The following is a 20218-nucleotide window of genomic DNA, read 5'->3' on the forward strand; positions in this document are numbered from 1 at the left end:
CGGCGAGGATAAATTACATGTGTGGTATCGTTGGAATAGTCGGAACATCGCCAGTTAATCAGGCGATTTATGATGGCTTAACCGTTTTGCAACACCGTGGCCAAGATGCTGCGGGTATCATAACTATTGAGAACAATACATTTAGCTTGCGCAAAGCAAATGGCCTAGTGAAAGATGTATTTCACACTCGTCATATGAAACGTTTGCAAGGCAATATTGGCATTGGCCATGTGCGTTACCCAACAGCGGGTTCTTCAAGTTCGTCAGAGGCTCAGCCGTTTTATGTAAACTCTCCATTTGGTATAGCGCTTGCGCATAATGGTAACTTAACCAATGCCGAGTCGTTAAAAGAGCAGTTATTTTCAGAGGCACGTCGCCATGTTAATACGACCTCTGATTCTGAAATTTTACTTAACATCATGGCGCATGAGCTAAGTAAATCAGACAAACTAAAATTAGACCCTGAAGATATTTTCACCGCGGTTACTGAAGTTAACAATAAAGTAAGTGGCGGTTATGCCACTATCGCCATGATTATCGGTCATGGTATTGTGGCGTTTCGCGATCCAAACGGTATTCGTCCATTGGTGTTTGGTAAACGTGAATCAGCAAACGGCACTGAATACATGTTTGCCTCAGAAAGCGTAGCATTAAAGCCTGACGGTTTTGAATTTGTTCGTGACGTTGCCCCAGGCGAAGCTATTTATGTCACTGAAAATGGAGAGTTTCACTCTTTAAGCTGTGCAGATAAAGTGTCTTACTCACCGTGTATTTTTGAATTTGTTTATTTTGCGCGACCGGATTCAACCATTGACCGCATGTCAGTGTATGCAGCGCGTGTAAATATGGGGACTAAGTTAGGTGAAAAAGTAGCGCGTGAATGGGCAGACAAAGACATTGATGTGGTTATTCCTATTCCTGAAACCTCGTGTGATATTGCATTAGAAATGGCACGCGTGCTTGACTTACCGTATCGCCAAGGCTTTGTTAAAAATCGTTATATTGGTCGTACGTTTATTATGCCTGGCCAAGAGCTTCGTAAAAAATCAGTTCGCCAAAAACTCAATGCGATTGACCGTGAGTTTAAAGGTAAAAATGTCCTACTTGTTGATGACTCAATTGTACGTGGTACCACCTCAGCACAAATTGTAGAGATGGCACGCGAGTCAGGCGCTAAAAATGTTTACTTTGCATCAGCAGCACCTGAAATACGCTTTCCAAATGTATACGGTATAGATATGCCATCTGCGGCAGAACTTATTGCACACGGCCGTGAAGTAGAAGATATTAACCAAAGCATTAGCTCTGATGGTTTAATCTTTCAATCGTTAAGCGATTTAATTGCTGCCGTTAGCCAAGAAAACCCAGAGATCACTAAGTTTGAAACATCAGTGTTTGACGGACAATACATTACTGGCGACATTGATCAAGATTACTTAAACCGTATAGATAAGCTGCGCAACGATTCAGCTAAAAGCATCCGTGAAAACGCAATGTCATCTGGTTTAGAAATACATAATCAAGATGAAAACGAATCTGATTAATAATGTAATGTTAGCCTGATAGTATTTTAAGGCTAATAAAAAAAGGAGCTTAACAGCTCCTTTTTTGCGTCTATAGAAAAGGAATATTTAAGTAAACATGGGGCTGATAATACCGTTGGTCCATAGCATAGCGGTAAGTGCTAATATAATAACCAGTAAAATTAATCCACAGGTAACAACAGAGCTTGCATAAATAAAGCCGCGCTCTTGCGGAATGTGCATCAAAATTGGCACGCCGGTGTACAGTAAATAAACTGAGTAGGCGAGTGCAACTAATCCAACACACACCACAAACCACAGCTCAGGCCAAAAAGCTGCCAATGCCGACATAAACACCGGTGTAGCGGTATAAGCTGCCAGCTCAATTGTTTGGGTAAAAGTCGGTTTAGCACCAAAAGTAACCGCCATCCAATGGGCTAAATAGGCCAGTGCAAATACACCGCCAATTAAAGCGACATACATGGCTGCGCCAATCATCAGTGCGCTTTCATGGGTCAAAAATACTGGATTACCTGTACCTATACTCCAGCCTAAGTAAACCGATGAGTAGTACCCCATTGCAGAGGGAAATAAAGCGATAAGCAAAATGTGCGATAAGCTATAGGTTAAGCTTTCGTGACGGTTATCAATTGTTTGCCATTCTTCGAGTGGATGGGCGTATAAACCCCATAGGTGATTTAGTATCATTGCGTGCTCTCCATAAAAGGATATATTACTGTTTGGTTATAATTGGTTTGTTTTTATACAGTCCATTTAGTTATGGTTCAGTAAGTATACAAAGTCAAGTTATCCACATGCTTGCAATAAGGGCGAGTGTTTATTTTATTCAGAGTAATATTTCATGTTAAAATGCCATAATCGCAATTTTTAGCAATGAGTAGTCAGCGTGCCACATAGCCAGCTTTTAGAGCCAATTAACAATTTTTTATTATGCAGTACTCCCGATGAGTGGGTTGAACAAGCAATCAAAAAAGAAAACTTACCCATCATATTAATTGATCACTTAATATGTGAATTAAAAGCGGCGCAAAGTGCCATGTTTTTAATTCGTAAGTATGCGGTAGATAAAGACAGCAGTGATGCACTGCTTGAATGGCTTAAACCGTTTGAAACGCTTATTTATAAACGTGAGGGAAATTGGCGTGATTTAGCGGCTAAAAATAAACTCACTAAATCCATTATCCCTAAATCTGACTCGCCTTATGGCCAAGATTTAATTGATAAAATGGTAATGCTGATAAAAGAAGAGCTGCATCATTTCTATCAAGTGCTCGAAATTATGGATGAATACGGTGTTGAATATAAAAGTATAACGCCATGTCGTTATGCCAAAGGCATGCTACGCAATGTTAAAACGTTTGAGCCTGATGCCTTAGTTGATAAGCTTATTGTAGGTGCTTACATAGAAGCTCGCTCGTGTGAACGCTTTGCCAAGCTTGCACCCCATGTAGATAAACGCTTAGGGGATTTTTATATTTCATTGCTGCGCTCTGAGGCACGTCATTACCAAGATTATTTAACCCTTGCTCAAGACATTGCTGATTTTGATATTACCGAGCGGGTAAAAGAATTTGCTGAAATAGAAGCACAGTTAATTTTATCTGATGACGAAGACTTTAAGTTTCACAGTGGAACACCGTTAAGTAAAAGTGCTTAGTATACTTGAGTGCTACAAATGGGTTATGTTGTTGTAGCACATACTTTAGTATCAAAATTATTTTTAAATTAGACACTTCCAAAACTCTCTCCTAATATTTAAGCAAGTCGAATTTTGAGTTATCAACGGTCTATATTGCTTTGTAATTCATTTTAATAAAAGGGCCATACCTTATTTATTATTGGGTGAGAATGTATGCAAGATAAAGAGGGATTATTTGTATTTGCAGCTGAAGAAGAACCAGCAGATACAGATCTGAAAACTTGGAAAATATTAACCGTTGAGGATGATCTTGATTATCAAAACGCGTTAGTTAACAGCTTAAAAGAGCTAAAAGCCAAAGATGGTTATAAATACGAGTTGTTAACAGCAAATTCGGTACCAGAGGCGGCTTTGGCGTTGAGCATGCACCCTGATATTGCACTTATTTTTATAGATGTGGTGATGGAGGAGGATGACTCAGGTCTGCGTTTAGTGAATACTATTCGAGAGGTCATCGGTAACGCAGAAATGCGTATTGTGCTCTTAACAGGGCAACCTGGTTTTGCGCCAGAGAGCGATATCATGAAAATGCTCGATATCGATGAATACTGGAATAAATCAGACCTATCTGCCGAGAAGCTGCAATCAATTGTTAATAGCAACATGCGCACTTGGGAGTATATCTCACAAATTAGGTCAGCCAAGCAAGGTTTACAGTTGGTGCTTGATGCATCTAGAAGTATTAACGGTAAGCACGATATGGCCTCTTTCTCTTATGCTGTGCTTAAAGAAATTAGCAACATTTTAAAAATAACCGAAGGTGGTGGTATTTTTTGTTCGAGTAATTCAGACCCTAGCTCTGAATGTTTAATACTCTCAACCCATGGTTGCTTTAGTGGCATTAAAGGGCAACCTGTGGGACCTAATCTGCCTGCAGAAATGCTGAAAGACTTTAAACAAGCGATTAGAGAGCGTCGTCATATTTTTTCAAAGCACCACAGTGTGTTTTTTTTCGAAACGCCAGATCAGCAGGGCGCTGATTACATAACTATCGTCAAATCAGACAACCCAATTAGTGAGCAAAACGAATATTTACTTAAAGTATTTAGTGAAAATGTGAGCACAGGATTTGCTAATATTTCGTTATTAAATCGCTTAACCGAGCTTGCTTATACCGATGTGTCACTTAACTTGCAAAACCGTAACTGGCTAACCCGTGAAATAAAGAACATGAATGCGCAGGAGCGGCTAAAAACGCGATTGGTCATTTTTGATATTTATCAGTTTGACGAAAAAGCATTCACCTTTGGTCATGAATTTTGTAATAAATTAATGAAGTTAGTTTACCAGAGTATTGTTGATAGCTTTACTAGGTATGACCCCCGCATAGCATTGATTAGTAACAAAGCGTTTGGCATGTTAGTGAGCGTTGACTTTGATATCTCAGATGCAGTTAGTTACTTTCAAAATAAACAAAAATTCGAAATTGAACAAGTTAAGCAATACATTGATGTCCGTATTTTAGAATTAAAATTAAATGTAGCTTTAAACTTAACACCTGAAAAAGTAATCAGCCTTGCAGAGTCGAGCCTGAACTCTTCGCAGCTAAACCAAACTAAGTATATTCAGCATACCGAGGAAAAAACAGATCAAATTACTCGTCGTTATGAGCTGATGGCTGAGCTCAGAACGGCTATAGGTAATAAAAGTTTACAGGTGGCGTTACAACCAAAAATCAGCTTATCAACCTTGAAACCAGCAGGTTTTGAAGCGCTCGCTAGGTGGCAAAGAGCTGATGGCAGCTTTGTACGCCCTGATGAATTTATAGAGTTAGCTGAAACAGCCGGATTAATTAATGAACTAGACCATGTGATTTTCGAAAAAATACTAGAGACTATTAATCAACTTAAAGAGCAAGGCTGCAACTTACCCGTTGCATTTAATGCATCCTCTTATGATTTAGTTGAACCTAGTTACTTTGAGCAAATAAAAACTAAAATTGAAGAGTACAACATTCTGCCTTCCATGCTTGAGCTAGAGGTGACAGAAACGCAAGCCATAAGTAACTATAACTTAATTAAAGAAGCACTTGAACGGTTTATCGCCTTAGGTATGAAAGTCAGCATTGATGACTTTGGCACTGGTTACTCGTCGTTAGCTCACATTAATGAAATACCGTCTACGTCGATAAAAATAGATCGCTACTTTGTTAGTGATCTTGAATTTAATGACAACAATCAGTACATGATTAAGATGATATTATCTTTAGCGAATCAGTTTAACTTCTCGGTAATTGCTGAAGGTGTTGAGAATGAATTTGAGGCTCAGTGGTTACATCAGCAGGGGTGCGAAACTGCTCAAGGATACTACTTTTCTAAACCATTATTTTTAAAAGATTTAATTGTGTGGCTAAAACAGTTTGAAGTGAGTAAGAATGAATAGCCTTAACAGCTTGCCGGTCGGCTCAAAAAAAAGTGTGTTATTAAAGTCTTCGTTCAGTTTATTTATCACTTTATTTATTGGCTGGCTTATATACGAACAAACATATCAAGAAAAAATAAACACCATAAAAGCTAAGCAAGATGAAAAGTTAGTCCTTATCAGTGGAGATTTTTCTAAAGAGCTCAGTAGTATTAAAAAGCTTACGCGTATCCTGGCCCAAGGGCCGATTTTAAAAAGCGACACACCAAACAAGCCTTTACAATCAAAGCAAAGAAGAGATGAAATAAATAACTATTTTTTAAATTTTGCTGCTATCTCTACTAATATCGCGCAAATTCGCTGGCTAGATACACAAGGCCAAGAGCAATACCGCATTAACGCAGCCAATGGTATTGGCGAAATTGTATCGCCTGATGAGTTGCAAAATAAGCAAACTCGTTACTACTTTCAAAAAGGGATGCAGGTCAGTGCGCCTGACATTTTTGCCACAGAAATAGATTTAAATATCGAACGCAACCAAATTGTAATTCCTCATCAACCAACAATCCGTGTAACCTATCGTACGGATAAAGAAAATTACCTATTAGATGGTTTGCTAGTGGTAAACTTTAACTTAGATTATTTGTTTGATCAGATTAAAAGTTACAACCAAGAGAGCACTTTAATTAACATTTTAAACCACGATGGCTTTTGGTTATTAAATACTGATGCTGAATTAGAGTGGGGGTTTATGTATGGTAAAAATGAGCAAACACTCGCTTTAAAAAAACCAGAGCTTTGGCAGCAAATTATTGATGGCAATGTAGAATATGGTTCGCACTTTTTTAACCATAGTCTTTATACCTACCGCCGTTTTTCTATTTTTTCGTTGCGCGAGAACAAAGGTAGAATTAGCAATGCTGACAAAGAATTAATTATTCTTATAAGTAGCCCCAATGAATTGTTAATAACTGTACGAAATGCGGCCTTACGGTTAGCGTTAATTTGCAGTGGATTACTATGTTTAATTAGCTTTGGTTTTATTTATCGTGAGTATAAGTTTCAAAATCAGCTATTAGCCCTGACACATAAATTACATATTGAAAAGATAGAACTAGATATCGTTAACCGTGAGCTTGATGCCACAATTAAGCAGCAGCAGCAACTGCAAGAAGGGTTAATTGAAGCGCAAAAACTATCCTCATTAGGGTTGCTCGTGGCAGGTGTTGCTCATGAAATGAATACGCCTATCGGTGGAGCCGTTATTTCTGTTTCAAATGCAGATATGGCATTGAATAAATTAAATGAAGCGATGAAACAGGGGCTGACTAAATCAACGTTAGAAAGTACTACAACAAGTATTGGAGAGAACCTAGCGCTGGCTAAAATTAATTTAAATAAAACCGCCGTATTAGTAAAAAGTTTTAAAAAAATGGCGATTGATCGCCATAATGATGAATTTATAGCATGTGATATTGAAAAAATTATTGAAGAGCTATTATTGTCATTAAACTCCAGGTTAAAAAACTCGCCAATAAAAGTGAAAACTATTTTTTTACTTAATAAACAGGTAATTAGCTTGCCAGGTATTATTTCTCAGGTGGTCGAAAACTTAGTGGTTAATGCGCTAAACCATGCTTTTGATGAAAAGCAGGAGGGGGTAATAGAAATAAAAGTCGAACAAGCGACTAATAATAGGGTGAGGCTGAGCGTGTCAGATAATGGCAAAGGTGTTGATGGTGAGATAAAGGCAGATATATTTGAACCCTTTTATACTTCAGCTAGAGGTAAAGGTAACACGGGTTTAGGTTTATATATGGTTTATCAATGGGTAACCCAGATTTTAAAAGGGGACATCAAACTTCATTCAGAACCACAAAGCGATACCTATTTTAAAACGCAATTTATTATTACTTTACCTGACTTAAAAGCAAAGTCTCATTACGATTAGTCAATAAAGGCTAAAAACCCTACAAGGGGGTTGAAACTAACTCTTGAGAATCAGGGGTAATCACTAAATACGAACCTTGAGTATACCAATCGCCCAATACTGTGCGAGTAAGCGTTTGGTTATTAACTTCATAGGTATGTACATCAGGGCGGTGAGTATGGCCGTGGATCATATTAGCCACGTTATGTTTGGCGAAGGTTTCGAGTACTGCGCTTTGCACCACATCCAGTATTTCTATAGGTTTGTCTGCTTGGCTAAGTTTACTTTTTTCACGTGCATCACGCGCTATTTTTTTACGATACCACAATGGCATAGCAAGCATAAGTTTAGGCCACCACCAACCACGGCTCTTTCGACGAAACTTTTGGTACTCAACATCCTGGGTACACATTTCATCACCGTGCAAAATGACAGTAGGAGTGCCGTAGAGGTCGATCACTGTTTGCTCATTCAGTAAGGTCATTCCTGCCATATCGGCGTACTGTTCTCGCATGATAAAGTCGCGATTACCGTGTACAAAATAAATAGGAATACCTAAGTTATTAACCGCTTTTAGCTGTTCTGCCACTGCCGCTGAGAGTTCGCTAACATAATCGTCACCAACCCACACTTCAAAAAAATCACCTAAAATATATAGGGCGTCTACTTTTTGAGGAGTAATATGGGCGTGTAAAAATTTAAAAAATGCCGCTGTAATATCAGGGCGATTTTCACTCAAATGTAAATCGGCGATAAAGTAGGTTTGGCGAGTCATGGTGATTCCATTTAGATAAAAGCGGGTGAATACCCGCTTTATGTATTCTTTGAAGAATAATGCGGTCTTAGCTGACAGTTACACTTTCAATTACCACATCTTCAAGTGGTACATCTTGGTGGAAGCCATTGCTACCTGTAGCAACACCTTTGATTTTATTTACTACGTCCATGCCTTCTACTACTTCAGCAAACACACAGTAACCCCAGCCCTGTGATGTTTCACTGCTGTGGTTTAAAAAGTCGTTGTTATTTACGTTAATGAAAAATTGCGCTGTAGCTGAGTGTGGATCAGGCGTGCGTGCCATTGCTAATGTACCTACTTTGTTAGATAGGCCGTTGTTCGCTTCATTTTCAATTGGGTCGTTTACTTCTTTTTGTTCCATACCCGGTGCAAAACCACCGCCTTGAACCATAAAACCATCAATTACACGATGAAAAATAGTGCCGTTATAAAAACCTGAGTTTGCATACTCTAAAAAGTTTTTTACTGTATTTGGAGCTTCGCTTTCGTGCATTTTAATGGTGATATCACCAAAATTTGTGTGTAGAACAACCATGAGATTTCCTATAGCTGGTTTTAATATTGACGCTATTTTATCGTAGTTGACCCAGATTAACAAAGAGCTTTGATAAACCGCTAGAGCCCATGCTTAGCAAGTGGTAACATAGCTTTTCTGTTAATCGTGAAGGAAAGCAACTAAATGGTACAAATATACAACACACTGACACGCCAAAAAGAAGAGTTTAAACCTATGGTCGATGGAAAAATCGACATGTATGTGTGTGGTATCACCATTTATGATTACTGTCACATTGGCCATGCACGCACATTTGTGGGTTTTGATGTAATTGTTCGCTACCTTCGCCACTTAGGTTACGATTTAAAGTATGTACGTAATATTACCGATGTTGATGATAAAATTATCAAGCGCGCAAATGAAAACGGTGAGGCGATTAACGACTTAACCGTGCGTATGACTAAAGCCATGCATGAAGACTTTGACAGTTTAAATATGCTACGTCCTGATATAGAGCCAACCGTAACCGGCCACATGGATGAAATTATTGCTATGGTTGAGCGTTTGATTGCCAAAGGCCACGCTTATGTTGCAGCCGATGGCGACGTTTTATTTGATGTTTCTACCTTTGAGCAATACGGAGCTCTTTCGCAACAAGATTTAACCATGTTGCAATCAGGTTCGCGTGTTGAAGTAGCTCAAGATAAAGACGATCCTCTTGATTTTGTTTTATGGAAAAAAGCCAAAGCAGGGGAGCCGTCGTGGTCATCACCTTGGGGTGAGGGTCGCCCTGGTTGGCACATAGAATGTTCAGCAATGAGCTCTAAGCATTTAGGTGAGCATTTTGATATTCATGGTGGTGGTTCAGACCTACAGTTCCCGCACCACGAAAACGAAATCGCGCAATCATGTTGTGCAAATAATGGCCAGTATGTAAATACTTGGATCCACACCGGTATGGTACAAGTGAACAAAGAGAAGATGTCTAAATCGTTAGATAACTTTTTTACCGTTCGTGAGGTATTAAAGCAATATGACGCAGAGTCGGTTCGTTACTTTTTAATATCAGGTCATTACCGCAGTCAACTCAATTACTCGCAAGAAAACTTAGACCAAGCACGTTCGTCTCTTGAGCGTATTTACACCGCATTACGTGGCGTTGAGCCAGTTGAATGTGAGCTTGAGGGTAATGAGTATGTGGCTAAGTTTAGAAAAGCCATGAATGATGACTTTAATTCGCCAGAAGCATTACCGGTTGTGTTTGAAGTTGCTAAAGAGCTAAATCGTGTAAAAGACAGTGATAGCGAAAAAGCAGGACATTTAGCCTTTATTCTACGTAGCTTAGGTGAAATACTTGGTATTGCTCAACAAGCACCAGAGGCATTTTTACAAGGCGGTCAAAACGACGATGAAGTGGCTGAAATTGAGGCACTGATTGTAAAACGTAATGACGCACGTGCCAGTAAAAATTGGGCTGCAGCAGATGAAGCTCGCGATGCTCTAAATGCGTTAGGTGTAGTACTTGAAGATTCAGCGGGAAAAACAACGTGGCGTAAAGCTTAGGGTTTGTTGAGCTTTGCGGATTTAGCCATAACGCGCTGAACACAAAAAAAGGGTTGCCATAGGGTAACCCTTTTTTGGTTATATCAATTGCATTAGATTGATTATGCTTTTAATAAAATTGATATTGTTGACCTCAATTATAGTTGAGGTTTTAAACTCGCATTCATCAATTTAAAAATGGAAAATTAATGAATATTTTACTTGCCATGATCCCAGCTTTTTTATGGGGAACGACTTATGCGGTAACTAAATACGCAACCCCAGAGTGGCCGCCAATTTTGCTAGGAGCCATACGTGCACTCCCTGCTGGTTTATTATTGTTGTTATTTAAACCTTCTTGGCCAACGGCTAAACAGTGGCCAGGCATTTTTCTAATAGGCGCAATCAATATTGCGTTGTTTTTTAGTTTTATTTTTGTAATGGCGATTAATTTACCTGCTGCGATTGCAGGTGTCGGTATGGTGTCTGTACCGGTAGTGGCATTATTGTATGCCTGGCTTGTTAAACGGCAACAGCCAGCGTTAGTGCAAGGATTTTGTTCCCTTGCTTTAGTGGTTTTAGCATGGCGCTTATTTGACCCACAACATATTGCACTTAATTTATTGGGAGTAGTGGCACTGATAGGGGCGCTATTGACTATTGTTATAGGCAGTACGCTGGTAAAAAAAGTGACCGCTAAAGTACACTGGTGGACAGTATTAACGTGGCAATTAATCATTGGTGGCAGTTTGCTAGCGATTGCTGCTGCAATACAGGCTTTTTATTTTGCTCCCCAGCAGTATCAATTTTTAACTGCATCAATAAATATCACCCAATGGCTGGCGTTATTTTGGCTAGTGGTGCCTAACACTGCTTTAGCCTATATTTTGTATGTTTGGTTATTAGGGCGAATGACAGTAGTTGAATTTACTTTTGGCACTATAGCTAACCCAATTGCCGGCATTTTATGTGCAGGGTTATTGATTAACGAACAATATGAAAGTTGGCAGTACGCGATTATGTTATTAATGATCGTATTTTCGGTATTGCCACAAGGCTTGGCATTAATAAAACGAAGAATGATGATACAAAAAGCCCGCAATTAAGCGGGCTCTTCATTACTTTATTTTTTGTTTATTAGCTGTGATATTTTTCACACGCTTCTAGCGTATTTTCAATTAAGCTGGCAACCGTCATTGGGCCCACACCGCCTGGTACAGGGGTAATAAAGTCAGCTTTTTGCTCTGCAACTGCGTACTCTACATCACCCACTAATTTACCGTTGTCTAAACGGTTAATACCTACATCAATAACAATGGCGCCGTCTTTTATCCAATCACCAGGAATAAATTCAGGTTTACCCACTGCTACAACCAGTAAGTCAGCACGACGTACATGCGTTTCTAAATCTTGGGTAAACTTATGGCAAACAGTGGTGGTACATCCGGCGAGTAACAGCTCAAGTGACATAGGTCGACCCACAATATTAGAGGCACCAACAACCACAGCATGCATGCCTTTGTAACGTACGCCGGTTGAATCTAGTAAAGTAATAATACCCTTAGGTGTACATGGACGAAGAGCAGGCATACGCTGTGCTAATCGGCCAATATTATAAGGGTGAAAACCATCAACGTCTTTGTGTGGAGTAATACGCTCAAGAATTTTTTCTGCATCTAAGCCCTCTGGTAAAGGGAGCTGCACTAAAATACCATCAATTTCACCATCAACATTCAACTCATCAATTAATGCTAATAGCGCTTGCTCTGTGGTGTCTGCTGGTAAGTCGAATGACTTAGAAATAAAACCAACCTCTTCACAGGCTTTACGTTTTGAACCAACGTAAACTTGGCTTGCTGGATCTTGTCCAACAAGTACCACAGCTAATCCTGGGGCTCTAAGGTTTTGTGCAACACGTTCTGAAACTCGTTCAGCCACTGCGCTACGTACTTGTTTTGCTACTGCTTTACCATCAATGATGTTTGCCGTCATGGGTGACCTTTAATTAGGTTAATTAACTTGATACCGATACATTTAAAAAACGAATGCATATATAGGGGTTAAAATGCCGATAAAGAAAACACCTTTATCTTACTCATTTTTTAATATGGCGACTATTTTCGCAGAAAAGCGGTTAAGCGCCAAGTTGCTTTTAAAGTATAAGCGCTCGAATTATAAAAAAGAGTTTAAATTTTATCCCTGTATCGTAATATTTGACCATTATGAACTAAAAATGAGCAATTGATTTGTTTTCTTAAAAAAACGTTTGACCTAACCCAGTCAAATCACTATTATGCACCCCGTTGTCAACGAGGTCACTCGCAGACAATAGTAAGTATCGGCGATTAGCGCAGTTTGGTAGCGCACTTGGTTTGGGTCCAAGGGGTCGCAGGTTCAAATCCTGCATCGCCGACCATTTTTATGTTTACTCATAACAATTTAACTTACTAGTGAACTATGAAGTTTTCGATGCGCCCATAGCTCAGCTGGATAGAGCAACGCCCTTCTAAGGCGTCGGTCGAAGGTTCGAATCCTTCTGGGTGCGCCATTTTGAAAACACTGTAATGCCGTGGTGATTGTAGCTCAGTTGGTAGAGCCCCGGATTGTGATTCCGGTTGTCGTGGGTTCGAGCCCCATCAGTCACCCCAATTTACAAAAAGAATATCGGCGATTAGCGCAGTTTGGTAGCGCACTTGGTTTGGGTCCAAGGGGTCGCAGGTTCAAATCCTGCATCGCCGACCACTTTCTTATAAGTGGTCTTAAATCCAACATTTAAGTATTCAAAAAAAGTTATATCGGCGATTAGCGCAGTTTGGTAGCGCACTTGGTTTGGGTCCAAGGGGTCGCAGGTTCAAATCCTGCATCGCCGACCATTTTCCCCTAAGTAAAACACATCTAAATTCTACTTTTATTACACAACATCCTTAATTTTTTCTTTATTAATCCTATTTTCACTTAATTAGTCTGTTTTTTATTCGCTTAGTCGTTATCTACCCTGATCTACCCCAAATAATTGCCCCCTACACTCGACTATCATAAATATTAGGTTATAATGCCGCGTCTATTTGTTTAATAATATAGTGCCCTAAGGGCAGAGCAGCAATGGTATCTCCTGGTAGCGACGGATTTTTTTAAGCCCCAAAGCTTGAATTTTATCAAGACGCCTATAGATTACTTTGTTTGTAAGGAAGGCGAACAGTCGCCAAAATTGAATATTGAGGTAAATCATGCAAGTTTCTGTTGAGACGACTCAAGGCCTTGAGCGCCGTCTGACCATCACCGTTCCTGCAGAGAACGTTGAGACCGAAGTAAAAAAACGCTTACAACAACTGTCAAAAACGCAGCGTATCGACGGTTTCCGTGCTGGTAAAGTTCCAGTATCAGTAATCAACAAGCGTTTTGGACCAGCTGTTCGTCAAGAAGTAGCTGGCGAAGTAATGCAACGTAATTACATTGAAGCAATTGTTGCTGAAAAAATTAATCCTGCAGGCGCACCTACATTTGCTCCTAAAGCACTTGAAGCAGGTAAAGATTTAGAATTCTCAGCAACATTTGAAGTTTACCCTGAAGTTGAAGTTCAAGGTTTAGAGAAAATTGCTGTTGAAAAACCAGCGGTAGAAGTTACTGACGAAGATTTAGCAAACATGCTAGAAACACTTCGTAAGCAACACGCTTCTTGGGCTGATGTTGATGCAGCGGCTGGCGCAAACGACCGTGTAACGGTTGATTTCGTTGGTACTATCGACGGCGAAGAGTTTGAAGGCGGCAAAGCTGAAGACTTCCCATTAGAACTTGGCCAAGGTCGTATGATCCCAGGTTTTGAAGATAACATCGTTGGTAAAAAAGCAGGCGAAGAAGTGGTTGCTGATGTAAACTTCCCTGAAGACTACCATGCTGAAAACTTAAAAGGTAAAGCGGCTCAATTCACTATCACAGTGAAAAAAGTTGAAGCGCAAGAATTACCTGAATTAAGCGATGAGTTTGCAACTAAATTCGGTGTTACCGAAGGCGGCGTAGACGCGCTTAAAGAAGAAGTTAAAAAGAACATGACGCGTGAGCTAGACCAAGCGGTTAAAGCTAACGTTAAAGACCAAGCAATCAAAGGTCTTTTAGAGCAAAACGAAGTTGAAGTGCCTAAAGCATTAATCGACCAAGAAGTTGACGCACTACGTCAGCAAGCTGCTCAACGTTTTGGTGGCAATGGTCAAAACATGCCAGAGCTTCCAGCTGAATTGTTCCACGAGCAAGCAGTAACACGTGTTAAAACTGGCCTATTATTAGGTGAAGTTATTAAAGCGAATGACATCAAAGTTGATGACGCTAAAGTTGAAGCATTGATTGCTACTGTAGCTTCTGCATACGAAGATCCAACTGAAGTAGTAGAATACTACAAAGCGAATGATCAACTAATGCAGCAAATGCGTAATGTAGCAATGGAAGAGCAAGCTGTTGAAGCTATTTTAGCTAAAGCAACTGTGACTGATGTTGAAAAAGCATTTGATGACATCATGAATCCACAGCAAGGTGCATAATAAGTCATTGACTTAAGCGCTCGCTAACGATTAAATGGCTCGTGTTACTCTGTTTATGCAGTGTGCCCGGGCCATTTTAGTTTGTGGTTCTTAATTAGCTAAAAATGATCATTATGCTTTTCTTAGAATAAGTATAAGCGCATAAGGAATTAAATAAGTATGAACACTGGTATGACAGATCCCCTAAACGCATTAGTCCCTATGGTTGTTGAGCAAACAGCTAAAGGCGAGCGCTCGTTTGATATTTATTCGAGACTATTAAAAGAGCGTATTATCTTTTTAACGGGCCAAGTTGAAGACAACATGGCAAACCTGATCTTAGCGCAAATGCTTTTCTTAGAATCAGAGAACCCAGAGAAAGATATTTTCTTATATATCAATTCACCGGGTGGCTCGGTCACTGCGGGAATGGCTATTTACGATACAATGAACTTCATTAAACCAGACGTAAGCACAATCTGTGTAGGCCAAGCGGCTAGCATGGGCGCATTTTTACTGTCTGGTGGCGCGAAGGGTAAACGTTTTTGTTTACCAAATTCACGCGTGATGATTCACCAACCGTTAGGTGGATTCCAAGGTCAAGCGTCTGACTTTGAAATACACGCAAAAGAAATCCTGTCTATCAAAGACAAGTTAAATCGCTTAATGGCTGAGCATACTGGCCAACCGCTTGACGTTGTTTCACGCGATACAGACCGTGACAATTTTATGAGTGCAAGCCAAGCTGTAGATTACGGTATTGTTGACTCAGTATTTACTAATCGCGGTAGCAAGTAAGTATGCCTGCAAGCAGTGATGCTTGCTAATGAGAGTTACTATGCGAAAAACACTAAATTTTGGTATAGTTAAAGCGTATTAAAATAGCCACCAAGACTTTGGTGGCCAACGTAATAAAATGAGGTAGCTGAATGTCTGACACTCCTACAGACGGCGACAAAAGTAATAAATTGTTATACTGCTCTTTTTGTGGCAAAAGCCAGCATGAAGTTCGAAAATTAATTGCAGGACCTTCAGTATACGTTTGTGATGAATGTGTAGAGCTGTGTAATGATATTATCAGGGAAGAAATTAAAGACATCGCGCCTAAGCATGATGCCGCTGACAAATTACCTGTGCCAAAAGAAATTCGTAACCACTTAGACGACTACGTTATTGGTCAAGACCATGCGAAGAAAGTATTGTCTGTAGCGGTTTACAATCACTACAAGCGTTTACGCAATCAATCAACTAAACAAGACGTTGAACTAGGTAAAAGTAATATTTTATTAATTGGCCCAACCGGGAGTGGTAAAACATTATTAGCTGAAACGTTAGCTCGTTTACTTGATGTGCCGTTTACTATGGCCGATGCCACCACACTAACCGAAGCCGGTTATGTAGGTGAAGATGTTGAAAACATTATTCAAAAGCTTTTACAAAAATGTGACTACGACGTAGAAAAAGCACAACGTGGTATTGTTTACATTGATGAAATTGACAAAATTTCTCGTAAATCAGATAACCCATCAATCACACGTGATGTATCAGGTGAAGGTGTACAACAAGCCTTACTTAAACTGATTGAAGGTACAGTGGCTTCTGTTCCGCCACAAGGTGGACGTAAACATCCACAGCAAGAGTTCCTGCAAGTAGACACCTCTAAAATACTGTTTATTTGTGGTGGTGCATTTGCTGGTCTTGATAAAGTTATTGAGCAGCGTAGCCACAAAAACACCGGTATTGGTTTTGGTGTTGACGTTAAAGAGTCGGCGGCGAGCCGTTCTTTGAGTGAAACATTTAAAGATGTTGAGCCAGAAGATTTAGTAAAATATGGTTTAATTCCAGAGTTTATTGGACGTTTACCTGTGGTTGCAACACTGACAGAACTTGATGAAGCCGCGCTGGTACAAATTCTAAGTGAGCCTAAAAACGCCATTACTAAACAGTTTTCAGTATTGTTTGGTATGGAAGATGTTGAGCTTGAGTTTCGTGATGATGCACTGCGTGCTATTGCTCATAAAGCAATGGAACGTAAAACCGGTGCGCGTGGCTTACGTTCAATCGTAGAAGGTGTATTGCTTGATACTATGTATGAGCTGCCTTCAATTGATAACGTTAGCAAAGTGGTTGTTGATGAAACCGTTATTAAAGGCGAGTCTGATCCTATCTTAATTTATGACAGCAGTAATCAAGAACATGCTGCGGCAGATTAAATTCTGAGCGAATCATAAAAAAAGGGAGCCAATGGCTCCTTTTTTTATAATTAATTTAATCGAGTTAACAAAAATTGTTGAACTTTAATTAGGTTATCCCCATATACTTGAGTAATCTTTAAATAAATGAAGTGCAAAGAGAAAATACAATGACGCTTGAGAGAAACGATCGAGTCGAAATCCCTGTGCTAGCACTGCGCGATGTGGTGGTGTATCCACACATGGTGATCCCGCTTTTTGTAGGCCGTGAAAAATCAATAAAATGCCTTGAAGCGGCAATGGATAAAGACAAACAAATTTTCTTAGTTGCACAAAAAGATGCAACTGTAGATGAGCCTGAGAAAGACGATATTTATCGTGTTGGGACAATTGCGACTGTACTTCAATTATTAAAGCTACCCGATGGTACAGTAAAAGTATTAGTTGAAGGCACACAACGTGCGAATATCGAAGAGTTTGTTGATAACGAAGACTTTTTCGTTGCCAATGCACAGTTTATTGAATCGGATTCAGTGAACGAACAAGAACAAGATATCTTTATTCGCAGTGCATTAAGCCAGTTTGAAGGCTATGTAAAATTAAATAAAAAAATTCCACCTGAAGTGATGACCTCGGTATCCGGTATTGATGAGCCTGCGCGTCTTGCTGACACCATGGCAGCACATATGCCATTGAAAGTGCCTGAAAAACAAAAAGTACTTGAAATATCTAGCGTTACAGAACGTTTAGAGTACTTAATGGCACTGATGGAAGGTGAAATAGACTTATTGCAAGTTGAGAAGAAAATTCGCACCCGCGTTAAAAAGCAAATGGAAAAATCGCAGCGTGAGTATTACCTCAATGAGCAAATGAAAGCGATTCAAAAAGAGTTGGGTGAAATTGATGACGTACCGGATGAATTTGAAGCGTTGAAAAAGCGCATTGAAGAGTCTGGCATGCCATCAGAAGCGAAAGAAAAAGCCACAGCTGAATTAAATAAGCTTAAGATGATGTCGCCAATGTCGGCAGAAGCCAGTGTTGTTCGCTCATACATAGATACGTTAATTAACGTACCGTGGAAAAAACGCTCTAAGGTGAAAAAAGACTTAGCCGGTGCGCAAAAAATATTAGATAGCGATCACCACGGCCTTGATAAAGTCAAAGAGCGCATTATTGAGTACCTCGCAGTACAACAGCGCACAAATAAACTTAAAGGGCCAATCTTATGTTTAGTTGGACCGCCAGGGGTAGGTAAAACATCACTTGGACAGTCTATTGCGCGTTCAACGGGTCGTAAATACGTTCGTATGGCACTGGGTGGCGTACGCGATGAGGCTGAGATTCGTGGGCATCGTCGTACTTACATTGGCTCTATGCCTGGTAAGTTAATTCAAAACATGACTAAAGTGGGCGTTAAAAACCCATTATTCTTGTTAGATGAAATTGACAAAATGTCAGCGGATATGCGCGGTGACCCTGCATCAGCATTATTAGAAGTACTGGATCCTGAACAAAACAGTCACTTTGCGGACCATTACTTAGAAGTTGATTACGACTTATCTGATGTCATGTTTGTGGCAACCTCAAACAGCTTTAATATTCCAGGTCCTTTATTAGACCGCATGGAAGTGATTCGATTATCGGGTTACACCGAGGACGAAAAGCTAAATATTGCTAAAGAGCACTTAATTCCTAAGCAAATTAAGCGTAACGGTTTAAAAGCTAAAGAAGTTGAAATTGCCGACAGTGCCATCATTGGTATTATCCGTTATTACACCCGTGAAGCGGGCGTGCGTAATTTAGAGCGTGAAGTATCTAAGCTATGCCGTAAAGCGGTTAAAAATATCTTAATCGAAAAAGACACCAAAACAGTGACAATTGATGCAGATAACCTTGAAGAGTACTTAGGTGTGCAACGCTTTGATTACGGTAAAGCAGAAGACGGCGACCGTATTGGTCAAGTTACAGGTCTTGCATGGACAGAAGTAGGCGGTGACTTACTCACGATTGAATGTGCTGCAGTACCAGGTAAAGGCAAATTGACTTACACCGGCTCGTTAGGCGATGTAATGCAAGAGTCGATTCAAGCGGCAATGACCGTTGTGCGTAATCGTGCTGATGAGCTGCGTATTAATAGCGACTTTTATGAAAAACGCGATATTCACGTACACGTACCTGAGGGCGCAACACCTAAAGATGGTCCAAGTGCCGGTATTGCAATGGTAACGTGTTTGGTTTCAAGCTTAACCGGTAATGCGGTGCGCTCTGATGTAGCTATGACAGGTGAAATTACCTTACGTGGTGAAGTATTGCCTATTGGTGGTTTAAAAGAGAAATTATTAGCGGCTCACCGTGGTGGGATTAAAACGGTCATCATTCCAAAAATTAACGAACGTGACTTAAAAGAGATACCTGACAATGTATTGGCGGGTCTTGATATTCACCCAGTTACATGGATTGATGAGGTATTAAAGCTTGCTTTAGTGCATCCAGTTGATAGTTTTTCAGTCGAAACACCGAAAAAGCAGTAAAAAAGCCAAAAAAAGTGCTTTTAGGGGCTTTTCAAATCTAAACGGTATGATAAGTTAAGCACTGGTTTTCAAGCCTAGCCCTTGCAGGGCCTAGGCTTAAGAAAAATATAATCATATGAGCTTTAAATAAATGCTCAAAAATTTCAAAACAGTGATGTTAGTTTAAAAAAACAATCGCTCTTGATAACAACAATGAAAGAGGATGATATTGTGAATAAATCTCAATTAATCGATCAAATCGCAGCTGATGCTGACATTTCTAAAGCGGCTGCAGGTCGTGCACTAGATTCATTCATCGAATCTGTATCTGGCGCGCTAAAAGATGGCGACTCAGTTGCACTTGTTGGTTTTGGTACTTTCTCTGTACGTGAGCGTGCTGCTCGTGCAGGTCGTAACCCACAAACTGGTGAAACGATTCAAATTGCTGCTGCTAACATCCCAGCTTTTAAAGCCGGTAAAGCGCTTAAAGACGCAGTAAACTAATCATTGTGTAAACAATTTAGTTATGGCGAGTAAAGATACGCTTAATTATTGCAATCGATAAATTAAGTTACTTCACCGTCAGTTACTTCAAGTGAAAAAGCGTATCTGGTAAGATACGCTTTTTTTACAT

At 39.9% G+C, this 20218-nt stretch carries 15 protein-coding genes and 5 tRNA genes; 16 read left to right on the forward strand and 4 right to left on the reverse strand.

All coding sequences use genetic code 11. The features are described 5' to 3' along the window. Positions 1-17: 17 nt before the first annotated feature. The gene (gene purF, locus L641_RS0109695; RefSeq protein ID WP_013465461.1) at positions 18-1544 is read left to right on the forward strand and encodes an amidophosphoribosyltransferase; all 1527 of its coding nucleotides are present in this window, start codon (positions 18-20) and stop codon (positions 1542-1544) included. Between the two features lie 87 nt (positions 1545-1631). On the opposite strand, the gene L641_RS0109700 is transcribed toward purF, so the two are convergent. Next, positions 1632-2231, reverse strand: coding sequence for a Yip1 family protein (locus tag L641_RS0109700; RefSeq protein ID WP_008111059.1), 600 nt, complete (start codon positions 2229-2231; stop codon positions 1632-1634). Between the two features lie 199 nt (positions 2232-2430). On the opposite strand from L641_RS0109700, the gene miaE reads away from it, so the two are divergent. The 3 genes from miaE (at position 2431) to L641_RS0109715 (ending at position 7555) form a co-directional block, all read left to right on the forward strand. Then, complete coding sequence (miaE, locus tag L641_RS0109705; protein ID WP_024601788.1) at positions 2431-3201, forward strand: tRNA isopentenyl-2-thiomethyl-A-37 hydroxylase MiaE; 771 nt, start codon at positions 2431-2433, stop codon at positions 3199-3201. A 195-nt stretch (positions 3202-3396) separates the two neighbouring features. Continuing rightward, entirely contained in the window at positions 3397-5625 is a 2229-nt protein-coding gene (locus tag L641_RS0109710; protein ID WP_024601789.1) for an EAL domain-containing protein, read from the forward strand. Further along, on the forward strand, positions 5618-7555 hold the full coding sequence (locus L641_RS0109715; RefSeq protein ID WP_024601790.1) for a HAMP domain-containing sensor histidine kinase: 1938 nt from the start codon (positions 5618-5620) through the stop codon (positions 7553-7555). The genes L641_RS0109710 and L641_RS0109715 overlap by 8 nt, the downstream gene beginning before the upstream one ends. 19 nt (positions 7556-7574) lie before the next feature. On the opposite strand, the gene L641_RS0109720 is transcribed toward L641_RS0109715, so the two are convergent. Together L641_RS0109720 and L641_RS0109725 are read right to left on the reverse strand one after the other, a co-directional pair. Then, the gene (locus L641_RS0109720) at positions 7575-8309 is read right to left on the reverse strand and encodes a UDP-2,3-diacylglucosamine diphosphatase (protein ID WP_024601791.1); all 735 of its coding nucleotides are present in this window, start codon (positions 8307-8309) and stop codon (positions 7575-7577) included. 67 nt (positions 8310-8376) lie between these two features. Beyond that, positions 8377-8868 (reverse strand): peptidylprolyl isomerase, encoded by a 492-nt coding sequence (locus L641_RS0109725; RefSeq protein WP_013465455.1) that lies wholly within the window; start codon positions 8866-8868, stop codon positions 8377-8379. 144 nt (positions 8869-9012) lie between these two features. Here L641_RS0109725 and cysS point away from each other — a divergent pair, with 144 nt between their 5' ends. Together cysS and L641_RS0109735 are read left to right on the forward strand one after the other, a co-directional pair. Next, positions 9013-10392 (forward strand): cysteine--tRNA ligase, encoded by a 1380-nt coding sequence (gene cysS, locus L641_RS0109730; RefSeq protein WP_013465454.1) that lies wholly within the window; start codon positions 9013-9015, stop codon positions 10390-10392. Positions 10393-10580: 188 nt separating this feature from the next. Further along, positions 10581-11477, forward strand: a complete 897-nt coding sequence (locus tag L641_RS0109735; protein ID WP_024601792.1) for an EamA family transporter — start codon at positions 10581-10583, stop codon at positions 11475-11477. A gap of 31 nt (positions 11478-11508) precedes the next feature. Here L641_RS0109735 and folD read toward each other — a convergent pair whose 3' ends face one another. Beyond that, a complete protein-coding gene (folD, locus tag L641_RS0109740) occupies positions 11509-12363 on the reverse strand; it encodes a bifunctional methylenetetrahydrofolate dehydrogenase/methenyltetrahydrofolate cyclohydrolase FolD (protein WP_013465452.1) in 855 nt (284 codons plus the stop codon). Between the two features lie 347 nt (positions 12364-12710). On the opposite strand from folD, the gene L641_RS0109750 reads away from it, so the two are divergent. From L641_RS0109750 to L641_RS0109795, 10 genes are all read left to right on the forward strand, one after another. Then, positions 12711-12787 (forward strand) — tRNA-Pro (locus tag L641_RS0109750). Positions 12788-12842: 55 nt separating this feature from the next. After that, positions 12843-12919 (forward strand) — tRNA-Arg (locus L641_RS0109755). Between the two features lie 24 nt (positions 12920-12943). Beyond that, a tRNA-His gene (locus L641_RS0109760) sits at positions 12944-13019 on the forward strand. 17 nt (positions 13020-13036) lie between these two features. After that, positions 13037-13113 (forward strand) — tRNA-Pro (locus L641_RS0109765). A 54-nt stretch (positions 13114-13167) separates the two neighbouring features. Beyond that, positions 13168-13244: transfer RNA gene (locus tag L641_RS0109770), tRNA-Pro, on the forward strand. A gap of 354 nt (positions 13245-13598) precedes the next feature. Next, positions 13599-14903 (forward strand): trigger factor, encoded by a 1305-nt coding sequence (gene tig / locus L641_RS0109775; RefSeq protein WP_024601794.1) that lies wholly within the window; start codon positions 13599-13601, stop codon positions 14901-14903. Positions 14904-15062: 159 nt separating this feature from the next. After that, complete coding sequence (gene clpP, locus L641_RS0109780) at positions 15063-15680, forward strand: ATP-dependent Clp endopeptidase proteolytic subunit ClpP (RefSeq protein ID WP_013465450.1); 618 nt, start codon at positions 15063-15065, stop codon at positions 15678-15680. 131 nt (positions 15681-15811) lie between these two features. Next, positions 15812-17095 carry an ATP-dependent protease ATP-binding subunit ClpX gene (gene clpX / locus L641_RS0109785; RefSeq protein WP_013465449.1) on the forward strand — a complete coding sequence of 428 codons (1284 nt, stop codon included), beginning with the start codon at positions 15812-15814 and terminating at the stop codon, positions 17093-17095. 149 nt (positions 17096-17244) lie between these two features. Beyond that, positions 17245-19605 (forward strand): endopeptidase La, encoded by a 2361-nt coding sequence (lon, locus tag L641_RS0109790; RefSeq protein WP_013465448.1) that lies wholly within the window; start codon positions 17245-17247, stop codon positions 19603-19605. A 126-nt stretch (positions 19606-19731) separates the two neighbouring features. Next, positions 19732-20088 carry an HU family DNA-binding protein gene (locus tag L641_RS0109795; protein ID WP_255314649.1) on the forward strand — a complete coding sequence of 119 codons (357 nt, stop codon included), beginning with the start codon at positions 19732-19734 and terminating at the stop codon, positions 20086-20088. Positions 20089-20218 lie beyond the last annotated feature (130 nt).

This window comes from Pseudoalteromonas sp. TB41 (assembly GCF_000497975.1).
Classification (GTDB): domain Bacteria; phylum Pseudomonadota; class Gammaproteobacteria; order Enterobacterales; family Alteromonadaceae; genus Pseudoalteromonas; species Pseudoalteromonas tetraodonis.

What these genes read in the sequence shown, in the direction of transcription:
- purF (WP_013465461.1), top strand. Translation starts at nt 18, where the DNA reads ATGTGTGGTATCGTTGGAATAGTCGGAACATCGCCAGTTAATCAGGCG.
- L641_RS0109700 (WP_008111059.1), bottom strand. Translation starts at nt 2,231, where the DNA reads ATGATACTAAATCACCTATGGGGTTTATACGCCCATCCACTCGAAGAA.
- L641_RS0109710 (WP_024601789.1), top strand. Translation starts at nt 3,397, where the DNA reads ATGCAAGATAAAGAGGGATTATTTGTATTTGCAGCTGAAGAAGAACCA.
- L641_RS0109715 (WP_024601790.1), top strand. Translation starts at nt 5,618, where the DNA reads ATGAATAGCCTTAACAGCTTGCCGGTCGGCTCAAAAAAAAGTGTGTTA.
- L641_RS0109720 (WP_024601791.1), bottom strand. Translation starts at nt 8,309, where the DNA reads ATGACTCGCCAAACCTACTTTATCGCCGATTTACATTTGAGTGAAAAT.
- L641_RS0109725 (WP_013465455.1), bottom strand. Translation starts at nt 8,868, where the DNA reads ATGGTTGTTCTACACACAAATTTTGGTGATATCACCATTAAAATGCAC.
- cysS (WP_013465454.1), top strand. Translation starts at nt 9,013, where the DNA reads ATGGTACAAATATACAACACACTGACACGCCAAAAAGAAGAGTTTAAA.
- L641_RS0109735 (WP_024601792.1), top strand. Translation starts at nt 10,581, where the DNA reads ATGAATATTTTACTTGCCATGATCCCAGCTTTTTTATGGGGAACGACT.
- folD (WP_013465452.1), bottom strand. Translation starts at nt 12,363, where the DNA reads ATGACGGCAAACATCATTGATGGTAAAGCAGTAGCAAAACAAGTACGT.
- tig (WP_024601794.1), top strand. Translation starts at nt 13,599, where the DNA reads ATGCAAGTTTCTGTTGAGACGACTCAAGGCCTTGAGCGCCGTCTGACC.
- clpP (WP_013465450.1), top strand. Translation starts at nt 15,063, where the DNA reads ATGAACACTGGTATGACAGATCCCCTAAACGCATTAGTCCCTATGGTT.
- clpX (WP_013465449.1), top strand. Translation starts at nt 15,812, where the DNA reads ATGTCTGACACTCCTACAGACGGCGACAAAAGTAATAAATTGTTATAC.
- lon (WP_013465448.1), top strand. Translation starts at nt 17,245, where the DNA reads ATGACGCTTGAGAGAAACGATCGAGTCGAAATCCCTGTGCTAGCACTG.